The sequence below is a fragment of the Psychromonas aquimarina ATCC BAA-1526 genome (assembly GCF_000428725.1).
Classification (GTDB): domain Bacteria; phylum Pseudomonadota; class Gammaproteobacteria; order Enterobacterales; family Psychromonadaceae; genus Psychromonas; species Psychromonas aquimarina.
The window spans coordinates 62,625-81,710 of the sequence record NZ_AUAM01000019.1 but is presented as its reverse complement, the minus strand read 5'-3'; the positions used below and the strand labels follow the sequence as shown (position 1 = coordinate 81,710).

At 41.8% G+C, this 19,086-nt stretch carries 19 protein-coding genes and 1 tRNA gene; 12 read left to right on the top strand and 8 right to left on the bottom strand.

The window, feature by feature from the left end; genetic code table 11:
• The first annotated feature begins 129 nt into the window (after positions 1-129).
• A complete protein-coding gene (locus G337_RS0108740; RefSeq protein ID WP_028863552.1) occupies positions 130-678 on the top strand; it encodes a DUF2301 domain-containing membrane protein in 549 nt (182 codons plus the stop codon).
• A gap of 56 nt (positions 679-734) precedes the next feature.
• Here G337_RS0108740 and G337_RS0108735 read toward each other — a convergent pair whose 3' ends face one another.
• Positions 735-1,064, bottom strand: a complete 330-nt coding sequence (locus G337_RS0108735) for an early set domain-containing protein (RefSeq protein ID WP_028863551.1) — start codon at positions 1,062-1,064, stop codon at positions 735-737.
• A gap of 77 nt (positions 1,065-1,141) precedes the next feature.
• A complete protein-coding gene (gene mutH, locus G337_RS0108730) occupies positions 1,142-1,810 on the bottom strand; it encodes a DNA mismatch repair endonuclease MutH (protein WP_028863550.1) in 669 nt (222 codons plus the stop codon).
• Between the two features lie 662 nt (positions 1,811-2,472).
• On the opposite strand from mutH, the gene rppH reads away from it, so the two are divergent.
• Positions 2,473-3,018 (top strand): RNA pyrophosphohydrolase, encoded by a 546-nt coding sequence (gene rppH / locus G337_RS0108725; RefSeq protein ID WP_028863549.1) that lies wholly within the window; start codon positions 2,473-2,475, stop codon positions 3,016-3,018.
• A gap of 59 nt (positions 3,019-3,077) precedes the next feature.
• Entirely contained in the window at positions 3,078-5,348 is a 2,271-nt protein-coding gene (gene ptsP / locus G337_RS0108720) for a phosphoenolpyruvate--protein phosphotransferase (protein WP_028863548.1), read from the top strand.
• Between the two features lie 69 nt (positions 5,349-5,417).
• On the opposite strand, the gene sstT is transcribed toward ptsP, so the two are convergent.
• Positions 5,418-6,668, bottom strand: a complete 1,251-nt coding sequence (gene sstT, locus G337_RS0108715) for a serine/threonine transporter SstT (RefSeq protein WP_028863547.1) — start codon at positions 6,666-6,668, stop codon at positions 5,418-5,420.
• A gap of 452 nt (positions 6,669-7,120) precedes the next feature.
• Between sstT and lgt the strand changes: the two genes are divergently transcribed.
• Both lgt and G337_RS0108705 read left to right on the top strand, forming a co-directional pair.
• Positions 7,121-7,960 (top strand): prolipoprotein diacylglyceryl transferase, encoded by an 840-nt coding sequence (lgt, locus tag G337_RS0108710; RefSeq protein ID WP_028863546.1) that lies wholly within the window; start codon positions 7,121-7,123, stop codon positions 7,958-7,960.
• Between the two features lie 24 nt (positions 7,961-7,984).
• Positions 7,985-8,836, top strand: coding sequence for a thymidylate synthase (locus G337_RS0108705; protein ID WP_028863545.1), 852 nt, complete (start codon positions 7,985-7,987; stop codon positions 8,834-8,836).
• A 66-nt stretch (positions 8,837-8,902) separates the two neighbouring features.
• On the opposite strand, the gene gorA is transcribed toward G337_RS0108705, so the two are convergent.
• Both gorA and G337_RS0108695 read right to left on the bottom strand, forming a co-directional pair.
• Positions 8,903-10,267 (bottom strand): glutathione-disulfide reductase, encoded by a 1,365-nt coding sequence (gorA, locus tag G337_RS0108700; RefSeq protein WP_028863544.1) that lies wholly within the window; start codon positions 10,265-10,267, stop codon positions 8,903-8,905.
• Positions 10,268-10,299: 32 nt separating this feature from the next.
• Positions 10,300-11,424 carry a phosphoserine transaminase gene (locus G337_RS0108695; RefSeq protein ID WP_028863543.1) on the bottom strand — a complete coding sequence of 375 codons (1,125 nt, stop codon included), beginning with the start codon at positions 11,422-11,424 and terminating at the stop codon, positions 10,300-10,302.
• Between the two features lie 273 nt (positions 11,425-11,697).
• On the opposite strand from G337_RS0108695, the gene G337_RS0108690 reads away from it, so the two are divergent.
• The 5 genes from G337_RS0108690 (at position 11,698) to G337_RS0108670 (ending at position 14,524) form a co-directional block, all read left to right on the top strand.
• A complete protein-coding gene (locus G337_RS0108690) occupies positions 11,698-12,468 on the top strand; it encodes a hypothetical protein (RefSeq protein WP_028863542.1) in 771 nt (256 codons plus the stop codon).
• 144 nt (positions 12,469-12,612) lie between these two features.
• Positions 12,613-12,688: transfer RNA gene (locus G337_RS0108685), tRNA-Trp, on the top strand.
• Positions 12,689-12,903: 215 nt separating this feature from the next.
• Positions 12,904-13,296, top strand: a complete 393-nt coding sequence (locus G337_RS0108680; protein WP_028863541.1) for a DNA polymerase III subunit psi — start codon at positions 12,904-12,906, stop codon at positions 13,294-13,296.
• Positions 13,283-13,747, top strand: a complete 465-nt coding sequence (rimI, locus tag G337_RS0108675; protein WP_028863540.1) for a ribosomal protein S18-alanine N-acetyltransferase — start codon at positions 13,283-13,285, stop codon at positions 13,745-13,747. Before G337_RS0108680 ends, rimI begins: the two co-directional genes overlap by 14 nt.
• Positions 13,748-13,780: 33 nt before the next feature.
• Positions 13,781-14,524, top strand: a complete 744-nt coding sequence (locus G337_RS0108670) for a TrmH family RNA methyltransferase (RefSeq protein ID WP_028863539.1) — start codon at positions 13,781-13,783, stop codon at positions 14,522-14,524.
• Between the two features lie 244 nt (positions 14,525-14,768).
• Here the strand turns inward: G337_RS0108670 and G337_RS0108665 are convergent, their stop codons facing one another.
• A complete protein-coding gene (locus tag G337_RS0108665) occupies positions 14,769-15,254 on the bottom strand; it encodes a SprT family zinc-dependent metalloprotease (RefSeq protein ID WP_028863538.1) in 486 nt (161 codons plus the stop codon).
• A gap of 33 nt (positions 15,255-15,287) precedes the next feature.
• Complete coding sequence (gene metK, locus G337_RS0108660; RefSeq protein WP_019616479.1) at positions 15,288-16,436, bottom strand: methionine adenosyltransferase; 1,149 nt, start codon at positions 16,434-16,436, stop codon at positions 15,288-15,290.
• Between the two features lie 271 nt (positions 16,437-16,707).
• On the opposite strand from metK, the gene G337_RS25880 reads away from it, so the two are divergent.
• Together G337_RS25880 and G337_RS0108650 are read left to right on the top strand one after the other, a co-directional pair.
• A complete protein-coding gene (locus G337_RS25880; RefSeq protein ID WP_037027263.1) occupies positions 16,708-18,036 on the top strand; it encodes a peptidoglycan DD-metalloendopeptidase family protein in 1,329 nt (442 codons plus the stop codon).
• Positions 18,037-18,148: 112 nt separating this feature from the next.
• Positions 18,149-18,493 (top strand): DUF3802 family protein, encoded by a 345-nt coding sequence (locus tag G337_RS0108650; protein ID WP_028863537.1) that lies wholly within the window; start codon positions 18,149-18,151, stop codon positions 18,491-18,493.
• Positions 18,494-18,571: 78 nt separating this feature from the next.
• On the opposite strand, the gene G337_RS0108645 is transcribed toward G337_RS0108650, so the two are convergent.
• Positions 18,572-19,045, bottom strand: a complete 474-nt coding sequence (locus G337_RS0108645) for an Rsd/AlgQ family anti-sigma factor (protein ID WP_028863536.1) — start codon at positions 19,043-19,045, stop codon at positions 18,572-18,574.
• Positions 19,046-19,086: the final 41 nt, after the last annotated feature.

The window sequence follows — 19,086 nt, the reverse complement described above, 5'->3', positions numbered from 1 at the left end:
CTGTGCTTTACTTGTCTTTTCACTCAATTTATCTGTTTGATTTAGTTTGTTATTTTCAAATAATGTCCGGCAAACTACAGATTATAGTATACGCTTGACTGCATAGATGATTATTACGGAGGGTAGTGAATGGCAGATCCGCATATTCAGGAAAATTTAGACCGCTGGGATAAATTAACTATCTCCTTGTATCGTTCCGGTATGTTTCTAACGTTTTTGGCTTTATCTGGTTTAGCGCTGCAGCAGCTGTTTTATCCTTTGTGGTTTAGAGAAAGTTTGATTTTCTTAGCTTTGGCGACGCTCATGCAGGCCTCATCTTTACATCTTTATAACAAAGCAGTACGGCTGCTTTTAGTGAATGCCTGCTGGCTTGGGGTATGGCTGCTGACTGTTAGTTTTACCTTAAGCGGCCTGCTGCTGGCTTATTTAAGTCTGGGGTTGTTATCGGTGACCTTAGCGGGTATTGCTTTTAAAGAAAGCTTCTGTTTTTCATTAACGACACTTAAACTTGTTCCGGTTATTTTAGTATGCAGCTGGGGGGCGGTTGTTGCCTCTTTAGGGGAATGGGCTGCTGGTGGTTTTTTTATGGCCGCTCTTTTATATTTATATATGGCCTGGAAAAAATTTAAAATGCCGCTCTATTATGACCTGGGAGACCGCTCCAAGTATGAGATTTAAAAGACAGAAAAAAACCGCTGATTAGCGGTTTTTTTATAATTTATTTTTTTGATAAATTATTGTGCTATCTGCAGGACTGCATTTTGACCGCCGTCGGTCATGCCGTTATCAACATAGCTGCTGGCATCATCTGGTAAAATGGTAAACTCTCGACCGTCTGCCGCTGTTGCTTTGTAAATGAACTGAAAACTTTCCCGCTCTTCGGTGGAAATATTTTCAGCTATTTTGAACTTACCGTTTTTAAACTTTTTAAGTTCAATAGCAACCCAGTTATTATGTTCAGAAAGCAGTGAAATATTCTCTGCATCCTGCGCGTCCTGTTTCTCAATTTCAAAAGTAACTTTGACTTGAGGTTTAGATTTCAAGTACTGCTTCTTGATAGACATTATAAACTCCTTAAAAGACAGCTAGTTAATCTACTGTAAGCTAGAATAAATTTTAACCAAGTTTAATTGTTTCTTAATTAAAGATCAAATTGATGGTTAAGAATTGCCTGGGTAAGGGCCTTTTTTAAGTAAAAACCGCGTGGACGCACTTTAATCAGTTGTCCGTCTTCACCAAAAGCATCGGTTAAACAGCGTCCATTGGCCGCTTTAGGTCTTAACTGCAGAACTTGTCCGTCCCGTGCACTAATTGATTCGATCTGCCCCAGTGATATCTTTTCCATTATTTCGTTCCAGTCCGAGGCTAATAAACGTTCCTGTTCCGGGCTTGCTGACCATAGAAAAGCACTGCCGACAATACGCTCTGCCAGGGGAATATCACGCTCCCCCTGTACCGGCACCCACAAGACTTTGCTTAATTTATTACGTACATTGGAATTGAGCCAGGTTAAATTAGTTGTATTTAAAATCGGTGCGGAACAGACAAAGGTAGTTTCTAACACTTTGCCGGACTGATCGACTGGAATAGTTTTCAGTTCAATACCTAAATGGGCAAAGTCCTGCTCCGGTTTACTGCCTGCAGTCGCTCCTAAATGCCATTCAATTAACTGTCCGACCCAGCCTTTGTTAGTACGCAGATCTTTTGCCATTGGAATCCCGGCTGATTCGGCTAACTCACACAGGGAGTAACCTGCAATCTGTTCGCATCGATTTAAGAGTTCTGTGGTTGAGCGCGGAGGATTAATCATTTTATTACCATTTTTAAGCGATTGTAGACTCATTTAACTGAAGCGTATCTTACCTTATTATTTTATATTCAGGGTTATTCAGTATTTTCTCATGGAACTTACACAGAGTTATCCACTTTTATAGTGGATAACTAAATACTTATTCATAAAAAAGAGATCTGTGAGATTTATTATCCGTAAATAATACCAAAAACAAGATCTGTGTCTAATAATTGGCCTGAAATCGTCCAATATAGTGCAGGTGGTTAATTTTTGAACTATGTAGATATGCACATCTGTTTGTGAATTAATACTACTGGATCTAATTACAGATCTAAATTTTCTGACATTAAGGCTTTGTTGTAACTAACTGTTATTTATGTGATAAATTGATATATATCGAAGAGGTAAAAGATCGGCAGTAAGATGATAAATCTCTGTTATAGATAAAAGAGTTTATTATACACAAAGTTATGCACAGTTTACGTGGATATGTAACAACTGCATTTTTTCTGCGAATTGAGCATGCTGGTTAGTCTACAATTTTAGGTTTATCGGTTTGATGGGCAGGGTGATCTGTGAAAGAATGCGTCATTGATTAAATTTGTATTCATTACCATTAATAAACTGGGCACAACCCATAATAACTATGTAATGAATCTTAACTCTGAAAAGGCGCTTTAGTGATTGATACTGACGGTTATCGTCCAAATGTAGGTATCATCATCTGTAATCAAAATGGACAGGTTTTATGGGCAAAACGATTTGGACAGCATTCATGGCAGTTTCCTCAAGGAGGAATTAAAGAGGGTGAGACACCTGAACAGGCTATGTATAGAGAGCTGCATGAAGAAGTCGGCTTAAAACCTGAACACGTAAAATTATTAGCCAGTACCCGTAACTGGCTGCGTTATAAACTGCCCAAACGCTTAGTCCGTTGGGATTCGCCCGAGCCTGTGTGCATCGGGCAGAAACAACGCTGGTTTTTATTACAATTGATTTCTGATGATAAGCAAATTGAATTTGAGGCATGTGGGCATCCTGAATTTGATGACTGGCGCTGGGTGAGTTACTGGTACCCTGTGCGTCAGGTTGTATCCTTTAAGCGTGAAGTTTATCGTAAAGCTTTAAAGGAATTCTCCACAGCCGCATTTTCATTAATGAAAAGTAATTCGGAAAAGAAAAAGAACACCCGGCGGCGGCGCGCCTCTTTTTATAAAAACAGATAAACTAATTTAACGAATATAAAAGTTTTTATTTTCAGTTCTTTAGAGTAAGGGATTCAGGCATGTTAAGTCAGCTGCGTCAGATTGTGGAAGAGGTCGGAGATGCAAAAAGTTTAACGGCTGCTATGGACACGCTTGTTCAGCAGACAAAGTTAACCATGAAAGTGGACTGCTGCTCTATTTTTATTACTGATCCTAATGTGCAGGAGCTGAACTTAATGGCAAGTGAAGGACTTGCCAGCACGGCTGTCGGTGCAACCCGTCTTAAATTCGGGGAAGGTATTGTTGGTCTGGTGCATCAAAAAGGTGAGCCTTTAAATCTTGCTAATGTCAGCGACCATCCTCACTATAAATACCTGCCTGCTAGTCAGGAAGAACTGTTTAATTCCTTTTTAGGTACACCGATTATCCACAAACGCCAGGTATTAGGCGTATTAGTGGTGCAGCAGAAGAAGCCGCGTTTATTTAGTGAATTAGAAGAGTCTTTTCTGGTGACCTTAGCGATGCATCTTGCCAGTGTTCTAGCTAACTCGGGGCTGCGTTTAGAGCTTGATAAGCTTAATCAGCCGGCTGCTTCAATACACCTGCAGGGATGTCCGGCCAGCTCTGGAATTGCAATAGCAGAAGCATATGTGGTACGGCCGATTTTAACTCTGGCTGAAGTCAATATTGAGAAAAGCTATTCAAGCAGTAAAGAAATTTTATTGTTTGAGATGATAGTAAAAAAATGCAGTGATGAATTTTCTAATCTTGCATTAACACTAAAAGAACAGCTGTCAAAAGAAGCCTTTGCTCTGTTTGATATATATTCACATGTTTTAAAAGATAAAACCTTCTTAAATGCTATTCGCGGTCAGATTAATGAAGCTCATTTAACGGCTTCCAGTGCGATTAAAGTGGTTGCTGAATCTTATATCAAACAGTTCGAAGCGATGAGCGACCGTTATTTAAGTGAACGGGCATCAGACATTCGCGATGTTGCACAGCGCCTGTTGTATCATCTTACCCAGCAGGTTGAGGATGATGTTAACTTGCCCGATAAACTTATTCTGGTGGCATCTGAAGTGACTTTGTCCATGCTTGCCAGTATTCCTACTGAGAAGCTGCAGGGCATTGTCTCCGTACATGGCGGAGTCAGCTCGCATGTCGCTATTTTAGCCCGCGCATTAGGTATTCCTGCGGTAATGGGGCTGTCGCTGTCACTAGATAATATTAACCGCAAAACCTTGATTATCGACGGTTATGCGGGTTGTATAATTCTCTTCCCTGATCAGCCCTTATTAACTCATTATCAGGTCCTGCTTGATGAAGAAAATGAGCTTAAAAATTTAGTTGAGCTGGGCAAGAGTAAGGATGCCGTTACACTTGACGGACAGCGTATTTCAATTCTACTTAATACTGGTTTGAATGCTAATCAGCATGGTGCTGTGACAGGCCATTTTGACGGTATTGGTTTGTACCGCAGTGAACTGCCCTTTATGCTTACGGATTCTTTTCCAACCGAGCTGGATCAGACTGAATCCTATGGAAAATTATTAGATCAGTATTCTGAATTTCCGGTCACTATGCGCACCCTGGATGTCGGCGGCGATAAGCAGTTAAGTTATTTCCCTATTGTTGAAGAGAATCCGTTTCTCGGCTGGCGCGGTATCCGCTTAACGCTGGATCATCCGGAGATCTTTCTGGTGCAGATCCGAGCCATGCTCAGCGCTAGTTTAAAACACCGTAATCTGCGTATTATGCTGCCTATGATCAGCGCAATTGAAGAGGTAAATGAAGCTAAACGTCTGATCACCCAGGCATGGAAAGAGATTAAATATGAGTTCGGCTTAACGGCAGATGATTTTCCGCTGCCGGCAATCGGTGTGATGATTGAAGTGCCGTCTTCAATTTTTATTATCCCGCAGTTAGCACAAAGCGTCGATTTTATTTCCATCGGCAGCAATGATTTAATTCAGTATTTATTAGCCATAGACAGAAACAACAGCCGTGTCGCTTCTCTTTTTGACAGTTACCATCCTGCGGTGATCCAGTCTTTAAAATTAATTATCGATAACAGCCGTAGTTTTGATCTGGAAGTGAGTATTTGCGGGGAGCTTGCTGGGGATCCGATCGGTGCTTTAATTCTGTTAGGTCTGGGTTATAACAAGTTGAGTATGAATGCCAACAATATGGGCAAGATAAAATATTTAATTAATGCCGTGCCTCTGCACGAATTAGAGAACTGTTGTGATCTGGCGTTGAAAGCAAACAGCGGTACTGAGATCCGCGCTATTTTTGTTAATTACCTGGATCGTAAGGGTTTAGGCGGATTTACCCGGGCAGGTAAATAGACTCTTATTTTTTTACAGATATAAAAATGCCGAGTATAAAAACTCGGCATTTTTGTTTAAGTGACTAACTTAATTTTGTACATTTAACGTCTGCAGCGTTTTTTCTTCTTTTCTTGCCGCAGCACGACATGCCGCCGCTGTAAATATTACATCAGTTGAGCTGTTTAATGCTGTTTCTGCAGAGTCCTGCACAACACCGATAATGAAACCAATAGCCACAACCTGCATAGCAACTTCATTCGGCACACCAAATAAACTACATGCCAGCGGGATTAACAGTAGAGAACCGCCGGCAACACCTGACGCTCCACAGGCTGAAACAGCTGCAATTACACTTAACAGGATAGCAGTCGCAATATCAAACTCGATACCCAGAGTATTTACTGTTGCCAGCGTTAATACGGTAATGGTGATTGCCGCGCCGGCCATATTGATGGTTGCACCCAGAGGAATTGAAACTGAGTAAGTATCTTCGTGAAGATCTAACTTCTTACATAATTCCATATTTACCGGGATGTTAGCTGCCGAGCTGCGGGTAAAGAATGCAGTTACACCAGACTCACGTAAACACTGGAAAATTAACGGGTACGGGTTAGCTTTTGTTTTCAAGTAAACAAGAGTCGGATTAACGACCAGTGCAATGAAAACCATACAGCCGAGTAATACCGCTAACAGGTGAGAGTACCCTGCTAATGCAGAAAAACCTGTAGAAGCAAAAGTGCTGGCAACTAAACCAAAGATACCGACTGGTGCTAAGCGGATAACGAAATGTACGATTTTAGAGACAGCGCCTGAAACATCATGCAGTGCAGCTTTAGTGCTGTCATTAGCATGGTGCAGTGCTAAACCTAAACCAACAGCCCAGGCTAAAATACCGATAAAGTTACCCGTAGCCAGTGCATTGACTGGATTATCAACGATTTTGAACAGCAGAGTACTTAATACTTCCTGAATACCTTCCGGCGGCGCCGCCTGAATATCCGTTGCTACGAGAACAAGGTTGGTAGGGAAAAGTACGCTGAAGAAAACAGCGGTACAAGCCGCTAACAGGGTACCAAGCAGGTAAAGGTTAATAATCGGTTTAAGATTGGTGTGCGCGCCTTTTTTCTGGTTGGCAATGGATGATGCAACCAGAACAAAAACCAGTATTGGGGCAACAGCTTTTAATGCGCTCACGAATAGAGAGCCAAGAAAAGAGATAGCGGATGCGCTCTCTGGTGAGATAGAAGCGACTAAAATACCAGCAGCAATACCGATAACAATTTGTACAACTAAGCTAACGTTTAACAAACGCTGCAGAAGATTGGGCGTGGGATTCATATTTTAAACCTGTTTTAAATTATAGGACTGCAAGTGCAATACTTCCGTTTATTGTTCGGCAATAATTCCGTTTATTGTCCTGCAGTGTTTAGCATACCGTCATTGGTATTATGCGTGCATTGTAAGGAGTATTGATTAACTTTGCACTAGTTTTGTACATAAAATGAACAGTTGTGTTCAATTCTGTGATGTTATTAATGACTTAATAGTTCTTAAGCACCTGCAGCATCACGCCTGACAAGAACATGAGTATATCAGGCCTCATGTAAGGTGTAATGGCTTTCTTTAGCAGTCAGAATGACATGTTTTATGTTTTCTGAGGTTAAAGTCCGGTGAATAAGAATCGACCAGATTAGCGTCTTTATTGCTGTGAAGCAAGGTGATGATTGGTATCGTTTGTTGATTGGGTTATGATGCTGTTTCGTTTAAAGCACAGTGATATGAGTAGATAAATGTCAGCATCAAATTTTGTTTTACCAAATATTGATCCAATTGCCGTCAGCATTGGACCTCTGGATATTCGCTGGTACGGATTAATGTACCTGGTTGGTTTTGTTTTTGCGTTCTGGATGGCGAACCGTCAGTGCGATAAATCAGGCGGTGTCTGGACTCGCGAACAGGCTAGCGACCTGCTTTTTTACGGCTTTATGGGGGTGATCCTCGGAGGCCGTGCCGGTTATGTGTTCTTTTACCAGTTCTCGCGGTTTTTAGATAATCCCGTTTACCTGTTTAGAATCTGGGAAGGCGGCATGTCTTTCCACGGCGGCGTGATCGGTGTGATATTAGCTATCGTTTATTATGCCAGAAAAAATCAGCGCTCAATTTTAGCTGTGGGTGACTTTATTGTTCCTCTTTTGCCGGTAGGACTTGGGGCCGGGCGTATTGGCAACTTTATCAATTCAGAACTGTGGGGAAGGGTAACTGATTCGCCGTTTGGTATCATTTTCCATAATGCCGGACCGCTGCCACGTCATCCGTCACAGCTTTATGAATTTGCGCTTGAAGGCGTACTGCTGTTTATTATTTTAATTATGTTTATCCGTAAACCTCGTCCGGCCGGTTCAGTGGCGGGATTATTTTTATTAGGTTATGGTATTTTCCGGATAATTATTGAGTTTGCCCGTGAACCGGATGCACATTTAGGTTTATTAACTTTTGGTTTAAGTATGGGACAGATCCTCTCCCTGCCGATGGTGATTGCAGGCCTGGCTTTAATCACTTTTGCATATCGTAAACAAGCCAAGCTGCCTGAAGTGAGTAAGGAAAAAAAGAACAGGGCTAAAAAAGCATAATTAAACAAATTTAGGTGAGAAGAGATGAAACAGTATTTAGATTTATGCCGGCGTATTATTGATGATGGTGTCTGGATTGAGAACGAGCGTACCGGTAAACGCTGCTTAACCGTGATTAATGCGGATCTTGAGTATGATGTAAAAAATAACAAGTTCCCTATGATCACCACGCGTAAGAGTTTTTATAGATCGGCGATTGCTGAGTTTCTAGGTTATATCCGCGGCTATGATAATGCCGCTGACTTTCGCGCTTTAGGTACTAAAACCTGGGATGCAAATGCCAATCTTAATGAAGCATGGCTGAATAATAAATACCGTAAAGGTGAAGATGATATGGGCCGTGTCTACGGTATCCAGGGACGTTCATGGGCAAAACCGGACGGCCAGACAATCGATCAGCTGCGTAAAGTTGTAGATAACTTAAGCAAAGGGATTGATGACCGTGCTGAGATTGTTACTTTTTATAATCCCGGCGAATTTGATATGGGCTGTTTACGCCCGTGTATGCATACCCATACTTTCTCATTAGTGGGTGATACGCTGCACCTGACTAGCTATCAGCGTTCATGTGACGTGCCGCTGGGTCTTAACTTTAACCAGGTACAGGTATTTACCTTCCTGGCTCTGATGGCGCAGATCACCGGTAAAAAGGCTGGTACGGCTTACCATAAGATAGTAAACGCTCACATTTATGAAGACCAGCTGGAGCTGATGCGTGATGTGCAGTTAAAACGTCAGCCGTTTGCATCACCGCAGCTGAAAATTAATCCAAAAATTCAAAGCTTAGAAGATTTAGAAACCTGGGTAACCATGGATGACTTTGAGGTGGTGGGGTATGAACATCACGAAGCTATTAAATATCCCTTTGCAGTTTAGTTAAGGCACTGATAATAAAAAGCCCCGCTTAGTTTTCTAGGCGGGGCTTTTTTATGTGCAGAGAAATTACCTCATGGTAACGAACTCTTCTGATCCGGTCGGATGTATAGCAACGACTGCATCAAAATCAGCTTTTGTAGCGCCCATTTTCATTGCTACTGCAAATCCCTGGATCATCTCATCCACTGTAAAACCAATACCGTGTAAACCGACCACTTTTTCATCTGGGCCTGCGCAGACTAATTTCATTTTACATGGTTGACGATGTTTAGTGACGGCAGTGTACATGGCAGTAAAACCAGACTGGTACACTTTGATATTATCCTCACCATATTGTTTAACTGCATCTTGTTCAGTTAAACCTATAGTTCCAATCGGCGGATGACTAAATACCACGGTTGCGACTAAATCATAATCCATTTTTGCGTCAGTTTTACCATTAAACAAACGCTCTGAAAGCAGACGACCCGCTTTAACGGCCACTGGGGTAAGCTCAATACCACCTTCCATAATATCGCCCACACAGTAGATACCAGGGATATTGGTTTCCTGGTAAGCATCCACTTTAATATAACCGCGCTCATTGGTTTCAACACCCGTTGCCGCTAAGTTAATCACATCCGTTGCCGGATGGCGGCCGATTGCCCAAATGAGGGTGTCGACGTTTTGGCTTTCACCATTTTCAAGGTGCAGGGTTAAGCTGCCGTCGCTTTCTTTAACGACTTCTTTAGGGACGGAATACGTATGTAAGGTCGGGCCTTCTGCAGCCATCACTTTGGTTAACGTTTCAATAATCATTGTATCAAAGCTGCGTAATACCGATTCTTTACGGCAGAACAGGTGTGTTTCTGTGCCTAGGGCGTGTAATACGCCGGCAATTTCCACTGCAATATAACCAGCGCCGATCACAGCGACACGTTTCGGCTGTTCATTTAGATCAAAGAAGCCGTTGGAATCAATACCAAATTCAGCACCGGGGATATTAGGAATAGTAGGACGCCCGCCGGTGGCAATGGTAATATGTTTTGCGCTATAAATTTTACCATCGACTTCAACACTGTTTTTATCAACAAACTTAGCAAAACCTTTAATAACTTCTACTTTATTGTTACCTAATACACGGTCGTAGGAGTCATGAATGCGGCTGATATAAGCCTGGCGGTTTTCAACCAGTTTCGCCCAGTTAAAGGCTTTCACATCTACATCAAAACCATAATCTTCAGAATACAGGTTGACTGCTTCTGCGATCTGGGCGCCGTGCCACATTACTTTTTTGGGTACACAGCCGACGTTTACACAGGTACCGCCAAGGTCTTTTGCTTCAATTATCGCGACTTTAGCGCCGTACATAGAAGCACGGTTAGCAGAAGCGATGCCGCCGCTGCCGCCGCCGATACAGATATAGTCGAAATCGAAATTATTCTCGCTCATGTTTGCTCCAACCTTTTATCAGGTTTGTTGATTCATTTTGAGACTTCCCGGTAAGCCCAGGTAAGCCATGGTAAAAGTGCTGTTAAGTCACTTTCTTGTACAGTACTGCCGCACCAGATACGTAATCCGCTTGGTGCGTCTTTATAGGCGCCGATATCATAGGCAGCCTGATTATCTGCCAGTAGTTTTATAAACTGTTTAATTTGAGTGTCATCTAAATCAAGCGATAAACAGACGCTGGTATTGGAGCGGTTTGCCGGGTTTTCTGCTAAGAAATTAATCCAGCTGTTTTGTGACACATAAGCTTCTAATACCGCAAGGTTATTCAAAGACTTGTGAATACTTGCCTGTACCCCGCCGATCTCTTTTACCCAGTTTAATGCATCCTGATAATCAGCAACACAAAGCATAGAAGGGGTGTTGATGGTAGCGCCTTTAAAGATACCTTCAATTAGTTTGCCGCCTGCTGTTAAACGGAATATTTTCGGCAGCGGCCAGCTTGGTGTGTAACTCTCTAAGCGCTCAACCGCACGCGGACTTAAAATAATAACACCGTGTCCGCCTTCGCCGCCTAATACCTTCTGCCAGCTGAATGTTGTTACATCTAGTTTTTCCCAGGGCATCTGCATGGCAAATACCGCAGAGGTTGCATCGCAAATAGTTAAGCCCCGGCGATTATCTGCAATAAAATCACCGCTTTCAACTTTCACGCCGGAGGTGGTGCCGTTCCAGGTGAAGACCAGATCATTATCAGGATTTACCCGTGACAGATCAGGTAGTAAACCGTAATCAGCACTTAACGGATTTACATTTTGTAACTTTAACTGTTTAGTGATATCTGCAAACCAGCCCTGACCAAATGACTCCCAGTAACAGATATCAACCGGGCGGGCACCGAGCATAGACCACATGATCATCTCCATTGCTCCGGTATCCGACGCCGGCACGATCCCCACGCGGTAACCTTCTGGTAACTGCAGCAGCTCCGCAGTATCACTGATCACCTTGTGCAGCGCATCTTTACCGGCAGCCGAGCGGTGCGATCGCCCTAGTGTTGAAATGTCCAGCTTATTAACATCATAACCCGGGCGTTTTGCACATGGCCCCGATGAAAAGTTAGGATTCGCTGGTTTGATTAATGGTGCTGGATTACTCATTTGCGTCACATCCTTATTAAATTGCTTCAGGTAGTAAGAGTATAAAAATACACCAGAGCGAAGCTGCTGGCTACGAGTAGTTAACTTAAAGGTGAAATTTTTCATAATCATTTTTCTGGGACTTTTCATTACCCGGAAAATTAATAGCGAAGATAGAGAGCTGGGGATCTTTTTTAGGAATTTTTAATATTCCAAAATAAGGATTTTAATCGTTTATTGTAATCGGAGTGAATTAAACATCTATATGCAAAATTTCTATATAAGGAAAACACTATGTTTAAAAAAATATCTCCTGTTGTACTTTTATCCCTGTCTGCTGCTTTAAGCGGCTGTGATTCAGAGAGCACACCGCCTGCTGAAATTCAGCCTCCTGTACAGCTTCCTGAAAATGACGGCGATGTAACACCTGGCATTCCCCTCCCGCCAAAAGAGGAAGTTCCTGCGATATGGCCTCAGGAGTTACTTGAGATTGAAGCTTATTATGGTATCCCCGCGCAGGACAGCTGGGCTTTATGTACAGCAGAAGAAGTCAGCTGTTACTGGAACTCTGAGACATCGACCTTCCAGTGGGTATGGTCTGGACTTGAAGGGAAATACGAGGGCGATCTGATCGATATTTTATTTTATCTGGACCCGTTAACTGAAATGCAGGGATATCCGCAGATGACGGCGAAATTATCCAATGAATCTTTAAACGATCCTGTGGATCATGAAAAGTTTCAAAAAGCTAAGTTTACCTGGTACCGCTGTTCGGCTGATCAGTCTAGCTGTGAGCTGCCTTGGCGTGTTGTTTCTTTTCAAGACAGTGAAATAGCTGATAACAGCTATATAACAACGGATTATCAGGATTATGAAGAGCAGATGACAGTTAAAGCAATGCGTGACACTGCCGTTCATGAAAATGCTACTTTTAGTATTGAACAAAAATATCAGCAGAGAGGGGAAGGTTATAGAACCATGGTGCTGTTGTTTGACAAAGGTGATGAGCGTAAAGAAAAGCTGTTTACATTAAGTGCCGATGTGCTTACGCATATTTATGAATAACTCCTATTTTAGTGAGCCTGATAATAATTGAATGTCTATTGAGCAGTATTTTGTCTTATTGCTGTATTTCTAAGCAGTTGATTCGTTTTATTGCAAAGGGGGCTTTACTTTATTTTCTGTTTCGGTATTATTGCGCTCAACAACAGGGGTGTAGTTCCAACGGCAGAACGACGGATTCCAAATCCGTATGTTGGGAGTTCGAATCTCTCCACCCCTGCCACATTTAGATGAAGGCTCAACAGTTTACTGTTGAGCCTTTTTCGTTTCTGATAACCTGTAAACTATTATCTATCAAATCATGAGAAGCATCGTCATCAGTGCGTTGCGGTTTTGTTGTTTTTAACAGCCGTTAATTTATTATCAATACTTCGATTAGCTCCTATTCAATGTTATATTTGCCGGAACAATCGCGCTGAATTTTTTACTGGACTTGCTATGAAGCACCAACAAGCTGTTTATTTACAAGAAATGGGAATCACCCGCTGGCAGATCCGTAAACCAGATTTATTTCCCCGCTCTAAGAATGCAGATCCAGTTGATTTAAGCCGTTATTCGTTATTAGTGATCTGTTCAGATGAAGATTTTCAGCATCCGTTAATGGAAAAGATACTTACTGCTTTTAAGTTTAAAACGGACGATGTGTATCACTGCTCAATGAGTGAGTTTGAAGATCAGCAGGGAGACTTACCGGAATATATATGGACAACAGTTGGTGAAATCAATCAGCCCCATGGGCATAAGTTATTAACTTCTCCCTCTTTACTGCGCCTTGCTGACAATCCTGAAGATAAAAAAGCCCTATGGAAACAATTCTGTGCCTTTAATTAATAAAAATAACCTGCAGATTTTAGCAATGAGTCTGGAGGATATTGAGGCTGTTCATAATATCGAGCAGCAGAGTCATACACACCCCTGGTCAAAAAAACTGTTCCTGAGTAATTTCGGAAAACGCTACTTTAATCATGTGTTATTAGCTGATAATCAGGTGCTTGCTTATTTTGTTGCAAGCTCGGTTGCCGGGGAAGTGACCTTAATGAATATTGCTGTTTCTCCTGACCATCAGGGTAAAGGCTTAGGGGGCATGCTGCTGCAGTACCTGCTGGATTTTTCGCTGGCTAATAATGAGCAGGAGATATGGCTGGAAGTACGTGCTTCAAATGAGAATGCATTAAGTCTGTATCACAAGCTGGGTTTTGTTGAAGTAGATCGGCGCAAAGGTTATTACCCAAGTGAAAACGGCCGCGAAGATGCGCTTATAATGTGCTGCTATCTTAAATAATCAGTACTTTTATTAAAAAATTGGAAACAAATCATGATATCTAAAAATCAGTTAAAACTAATCCATGCTCTTGAGCAGAAAAAACAGCGCAAAAAACATGGCCTGTTTTTAGTGCAGGGAGAAAAAAATGTCGGTGAATTATTTAACTCTGATTTTACGGTAAAACAGATTTTTGCAACGTGCAGTTACATTAATGAACACGCTAAACTGCTGGCAGAAAAAGGGCTGGTTGCTGTTACTGTTGAAGCAACAGAAGAAGAGCTTAAAAAAGCCGGTACGTTAGTTTCAAATAACAGTGTTATTGCTGTGGTTGAGTGTAAACAAAGCGAATCGCCGCAGATTCGTGGTAACGAGCTGATTTTAGTATTAGATCAGGTTGGCGATCCGGGAAACTTAGGTACGATTATTCGTGTTGCTGACTGGTATGGTATCGAACAGGTTGTCTGCAGCCCCGACTGTGCAGATTTTTATAATCCGAAAGTGATTGCCGCCAGTATGGGCTCATTTGCCCGCGTACAGGTGAGCTTTACAAATTTAACTGAGTATTTATCTAAGCAGTCCAAACCTGTTTATGGTGCCTTTCTGGAAGGTGATAATATTCATAAAACAGCATTAGCGAAGAGTGCTTTTATTGTTATGGGCAGCGAGTCACATGGAATCTCAAATGAGGTCGCGCAATTCATTACAAATAAGATAACCATTCCCAGCTTTGGTCAGGCAGAATCATTAAACGTGGCGATGGCAACGGGTATTATTTTAGACAACTTTAAGCGCTGATAATTAAGGGGGAAATTACTATCCCTCATTAAATTCAGTCAGGCAGAATCATTAAACGCGGCGATGGCGACGGGTATTATTTTAGATAATTTCAAACGTTGCTAGTTAAGAGATAAAATCCCGTCCCCCATTGAATTCAGATCAGGCAGAGTCATTAAACGCGACGACGGCGGCGGGTATTATTTTAGATAATTTTAACCGCTAGGATAGATTGAATTAAGCCGATATGGATTTGTATGCCTAGCTAGCTGCTTGGTCTCAAAATGCCTCTGCAGCTTTTACATAAGTATTCTGCCCCTTTTAATACCTTATTATGCCTGCGGATCGTCAGCTGGTGGCTGGTGCATAAGCAGCGGTATTCGAACTGCTGACCGATAACATCTTTAATATCTAAGTTATGGGTGGTGTTGGCCGGGCGGTTAAATACTTCAATCATCACCTGCCGCCACTCTCTGCCGTGCGGGCGAACCTTTCCAAAAAGCTGATAAGTAATCAGATGCGCAACTTCATGAGCAACAACCTGCTGCAGAAACTCATCCTGGTTCTGTTTATACAGGACAGGATTGAATTTAATCAGATTACGCTGCAGATGTGCTGTGCCGGCACTTTTACCTCGTTGATTAAACAGGTAAGCAGGGCGTTTAAAAGGGCGATCAAAAAAGCACTCGGCCAGAATGAAACAATCTTCACCTTTGACTTGGAGTGCTTTCTTATCATCTAAACTAAGCATGTATTTTTAATAACTGAAATAAGTAATTAAAAATTAAAATGCATCTGCTTTTAGATCTTCAACTTTATTTAGTGATTCCCAAGGGAACTGTTCACGACCAAAGTGACCGTAAGCTGCTGTTTCTTGGTAAATTGGTTTAATAAGATCTAACATTTCAATTAGGCCGTAAGGACGAAGATCGAAGTGCTTACGGATTAAATCGATGATCAGATCTTTTTTAACTTTCTCTGTGCCGAATGTTTCAACACTGATAGAAGTAGGCTCTGCAACACCAATTGCGTAAGAAACCTGGATTTCACAACGATCAGCAAGACCGGCTGCAACGATATTTTTGGCAACGTAACGTGCCGCATATGCCGCACTACGGTCAACTTTTGAAGGATCTTTACCAGAGAAAGCACCGCCGCCGTGACGTGCTGTGCCGCCGTAGGTATCAACAATGATTTTACGACCGGTCAGGCCACAGTCACCCACTGGTCCGCCGATAACAAAACGGCCGGTTGGGTTGATAAAGTATTTAGTGTGCTCAGTCAGCAGTTCTGCAGGCAGTACAGGTTTGATAATCTCTTCCATTACCGCTTCAATCAGATCATCCTGTTTAATCTCTTCAGAATGCTGCGTTGAAAGTACCACTGCATCGATACCGACAATTTTACCATGGTCATAAGCAAAGGTTACCTGGCTTTTTGCATCCGGGCGTAACCACGGCAGAATTTTCTTTTTACGAACATCTGCCTGGCGTTTAACCAGACGGTGTGCGTAAGTAACTGGTGCAGGCATGAAAACATCTGTTTCATTCGTTGCATAACCAAACATTAACCCCTGGTCGCCGGCGCCCTGTTCGTGCGGATCGCTGCGGTCAACACCCTGGTTGATATCCGGAGACTGCTTACCTACTACGTTTAATACAGCACAAGAGTCTGCATCAAACCCCATTTCTGAACTGGTGTAACCGATATCACGCACGGTTTTACGAGTGATCTCTTCGATATCAACCCATGCATCAGTGGTGATTTCACCACCAACCATCACCATGCCGGTTTTTACATAAGTCTCACAAGCAACACGTGCTTTTTTATCTTGTTTTAAAATTGCATCAAGTACCGCATCAGAAATCTGATCGGCGATTTTATCCGGATGACCTTCAGATACTGATTCTGAAGTAAATAAGTCACGTGACATGTGAGCTCCTAAAATAATAATAGCTTGAATAGATTTAGATGTTTTTCCATCTAGACGTCTATCTTACATTTTTTTGTGATGAAAAACACTATAATATTTTTTTGTATAAGCAGAAATGAGCTGTTTTCTGAAAATCCTGGTGGATAAATAGTCGTATTTAATTAATATATATGTTTATTACTTTTTATAAAAAAAGCTGTCGATTTAAGATATACTTAGGCCGCTTTAGATCCCTCGATCTCCTATTCTGACTACTGTATTGAGCTGTATTATGTTATTTCTGACTCGTTTAAAGGCGTTTATTTCATTTATTAACAATATGCCTAGACAACACTTTTTTGCTTTAATTATTCTCTTTGTCTTTCTGCTGGTTATCTCCTTTATTCCTGCCCGGGATCCGGCAGAAAAAACGATTAAACGTCAGCTGGTTTTACCTACTGCGGTTGTCCCTAGCGATGATTATGCCGTGGCAGAGCCGATAACTGCCGACAAAGGCGAATATGATAAAGCACTGCCTGATTTTTCCGGCAATCAGGAAGTTGAAGTTGAAATTAAAGCCGGTGATACTTTGAGCGGGATTTTTCAAAAAGAAGGCTTGTCAGCCGCTTTACTGCAGGAATTATTAGAAGTCGATAAACAATACCTGCGTTTAGGTAATTTACTGCCGGGGCAGCATGTAAAACTGTTAATCAGTCCGGAAAATAAGCTGCTTGCTTTAAAAGTTATTATCGATCGTGCCAACACCTTAACCTTCACTTTAAAAGATGAGCAGTATGTTTCTTTATTAGAAACAAAACCAGGAGACTGGCGAAACAGCTCTTTCCAGGGAAGTGTCAACGGCAGCTTTTATATTGATGCGAAAGAAGCGGGGTTATCTGCCGGGCAGATTCAGCAGGTATCCAGTGCACTGCAGGATAAGTTTGATTTTAACCGTCAGCTTCGCCCCGGTGACAGTTTTCATGTCTTAGTTGCCAAAAAGTATATTGACGGTGAATACAGTTTTGAGAGTGAAGTTTTAGCGATTTTAATTAAGACCCGTCATCAGACTTTCAGTGCATTTTTAAATGAAGACGGCCGTTATTATGACACAGAAGGTAACGGTTTAACTAAGGCTTATCGCCGTTATCCTCTTAACGGAAAATACCGTATTAGTTCTCCCTTTAATAACAAAAGGCTGCATCCGATAACCAAAAGGATCAGTCCGCATAACGGTACTGACTTTGCCGCTCCCACCGGGACTAAAGTATATGCAGTTGGTGACGGTGTGGTAATACGGGCTGGTTATCATCCGGCTGCTGGTAATTATATTGTGATTAAACACGGCCGAAAATATACCACTCGCTTCCTGCATTTAAGTAAAATACTGGTGCGTAAAGGTCAGCGTGTGAAAATGGGCACTTTAATTGCTAAATCAGGCAATACCGGGCGATCTACAGGACCGCACTTACATTACGAATTCCATGTTTATAATAAACCGGTTAATGCGATGAAGGTGGATCTGCCGCTGTCACAGAAAGTGCCGCAGAAACAGCAGAAAGCCTTTGTTAAGCGCCGCGATCTGTTCTTAAAAGAGATGTCGCAGACTTACGCTTCATTATGATAAAAAACAACTTTAAGCAGATATAAATTTTATTTAATGTGCTTCATGCGGCTATTGTGAATTATGTAAATATGACTATATTGTAATTATGCCAATTAATTAGGATAGTTAGATGTTATTAAAAAGCGATGCATATGATGCTTGTATAAGTTATTTTGCTGACAATTTAGATATTTTTGAAGGACAGAAGGGCTCTGATAAGGGCGAGTTGATTTCAGATATTGTCTCTGATCAAGTTGCAGATATGCTTCTATGTTTCTGTCAGCAGCAGCCGCAGTTGAGTAATAAAACTCGACTTGTGGTTATTGCAGAAGGTGACAAGCTGGTCGAGGATATTGAGCAGATTTTAGGAAGTTTGTGGGACAAACCTGCAAGTGCTTCACAAATTGAATTTATTGAAGAATATTTCTTATTACTTAAAAACAGTTTGGATTCGCAGGTTCCGGTAAACGTTTAGATAGTTATTTTCTGCACACATTAAAAACCAATACAGCTTTACGGTATTGGTTTTTTTTGTTTCTAGGCGGCTGTTATTCTACGCCAGAGTATGGTGCAGATGCACAACTTCTAATAACTGATCTTCGCGTTCAAAACGACCTTCCATAATCTGCCCTAATTCCGACAGATCTCTGTCAAAATCAAGCAGTGCTTTGTCATTGGCAGATTCCGCATATTTGTCATTAAAGTTCAGGGCGGTATCGGTTGTGGTGGTGATACGTGAATAGAGTTCCTGTGCAATTTTCAGGTTGTTTTCACCGTCTAATTTACATTGAGAAATGATCTGCTCGTAAACTTCAAAATGTCCAGTTGATGCGTAGTCGAGCAGCAGCTGGCAGAATTTAGTTATTTTTTCTTGTTCTGGTAAACAGCGGGTTGCCTGCTGATAAGGTGGTAAACCTGCTAATTCACAATATAAAACAACCAGGTTCTGACGTTCTTCCAGCCAGTTGTCAATAACAGTAAGGGTGCCGCCCCACTCTTCTTTTGCTTGTTCTAATTTGGTCAGCATACAGCTTCCTTTTGAGTAGACATCGGTTTCATAAACTAAAA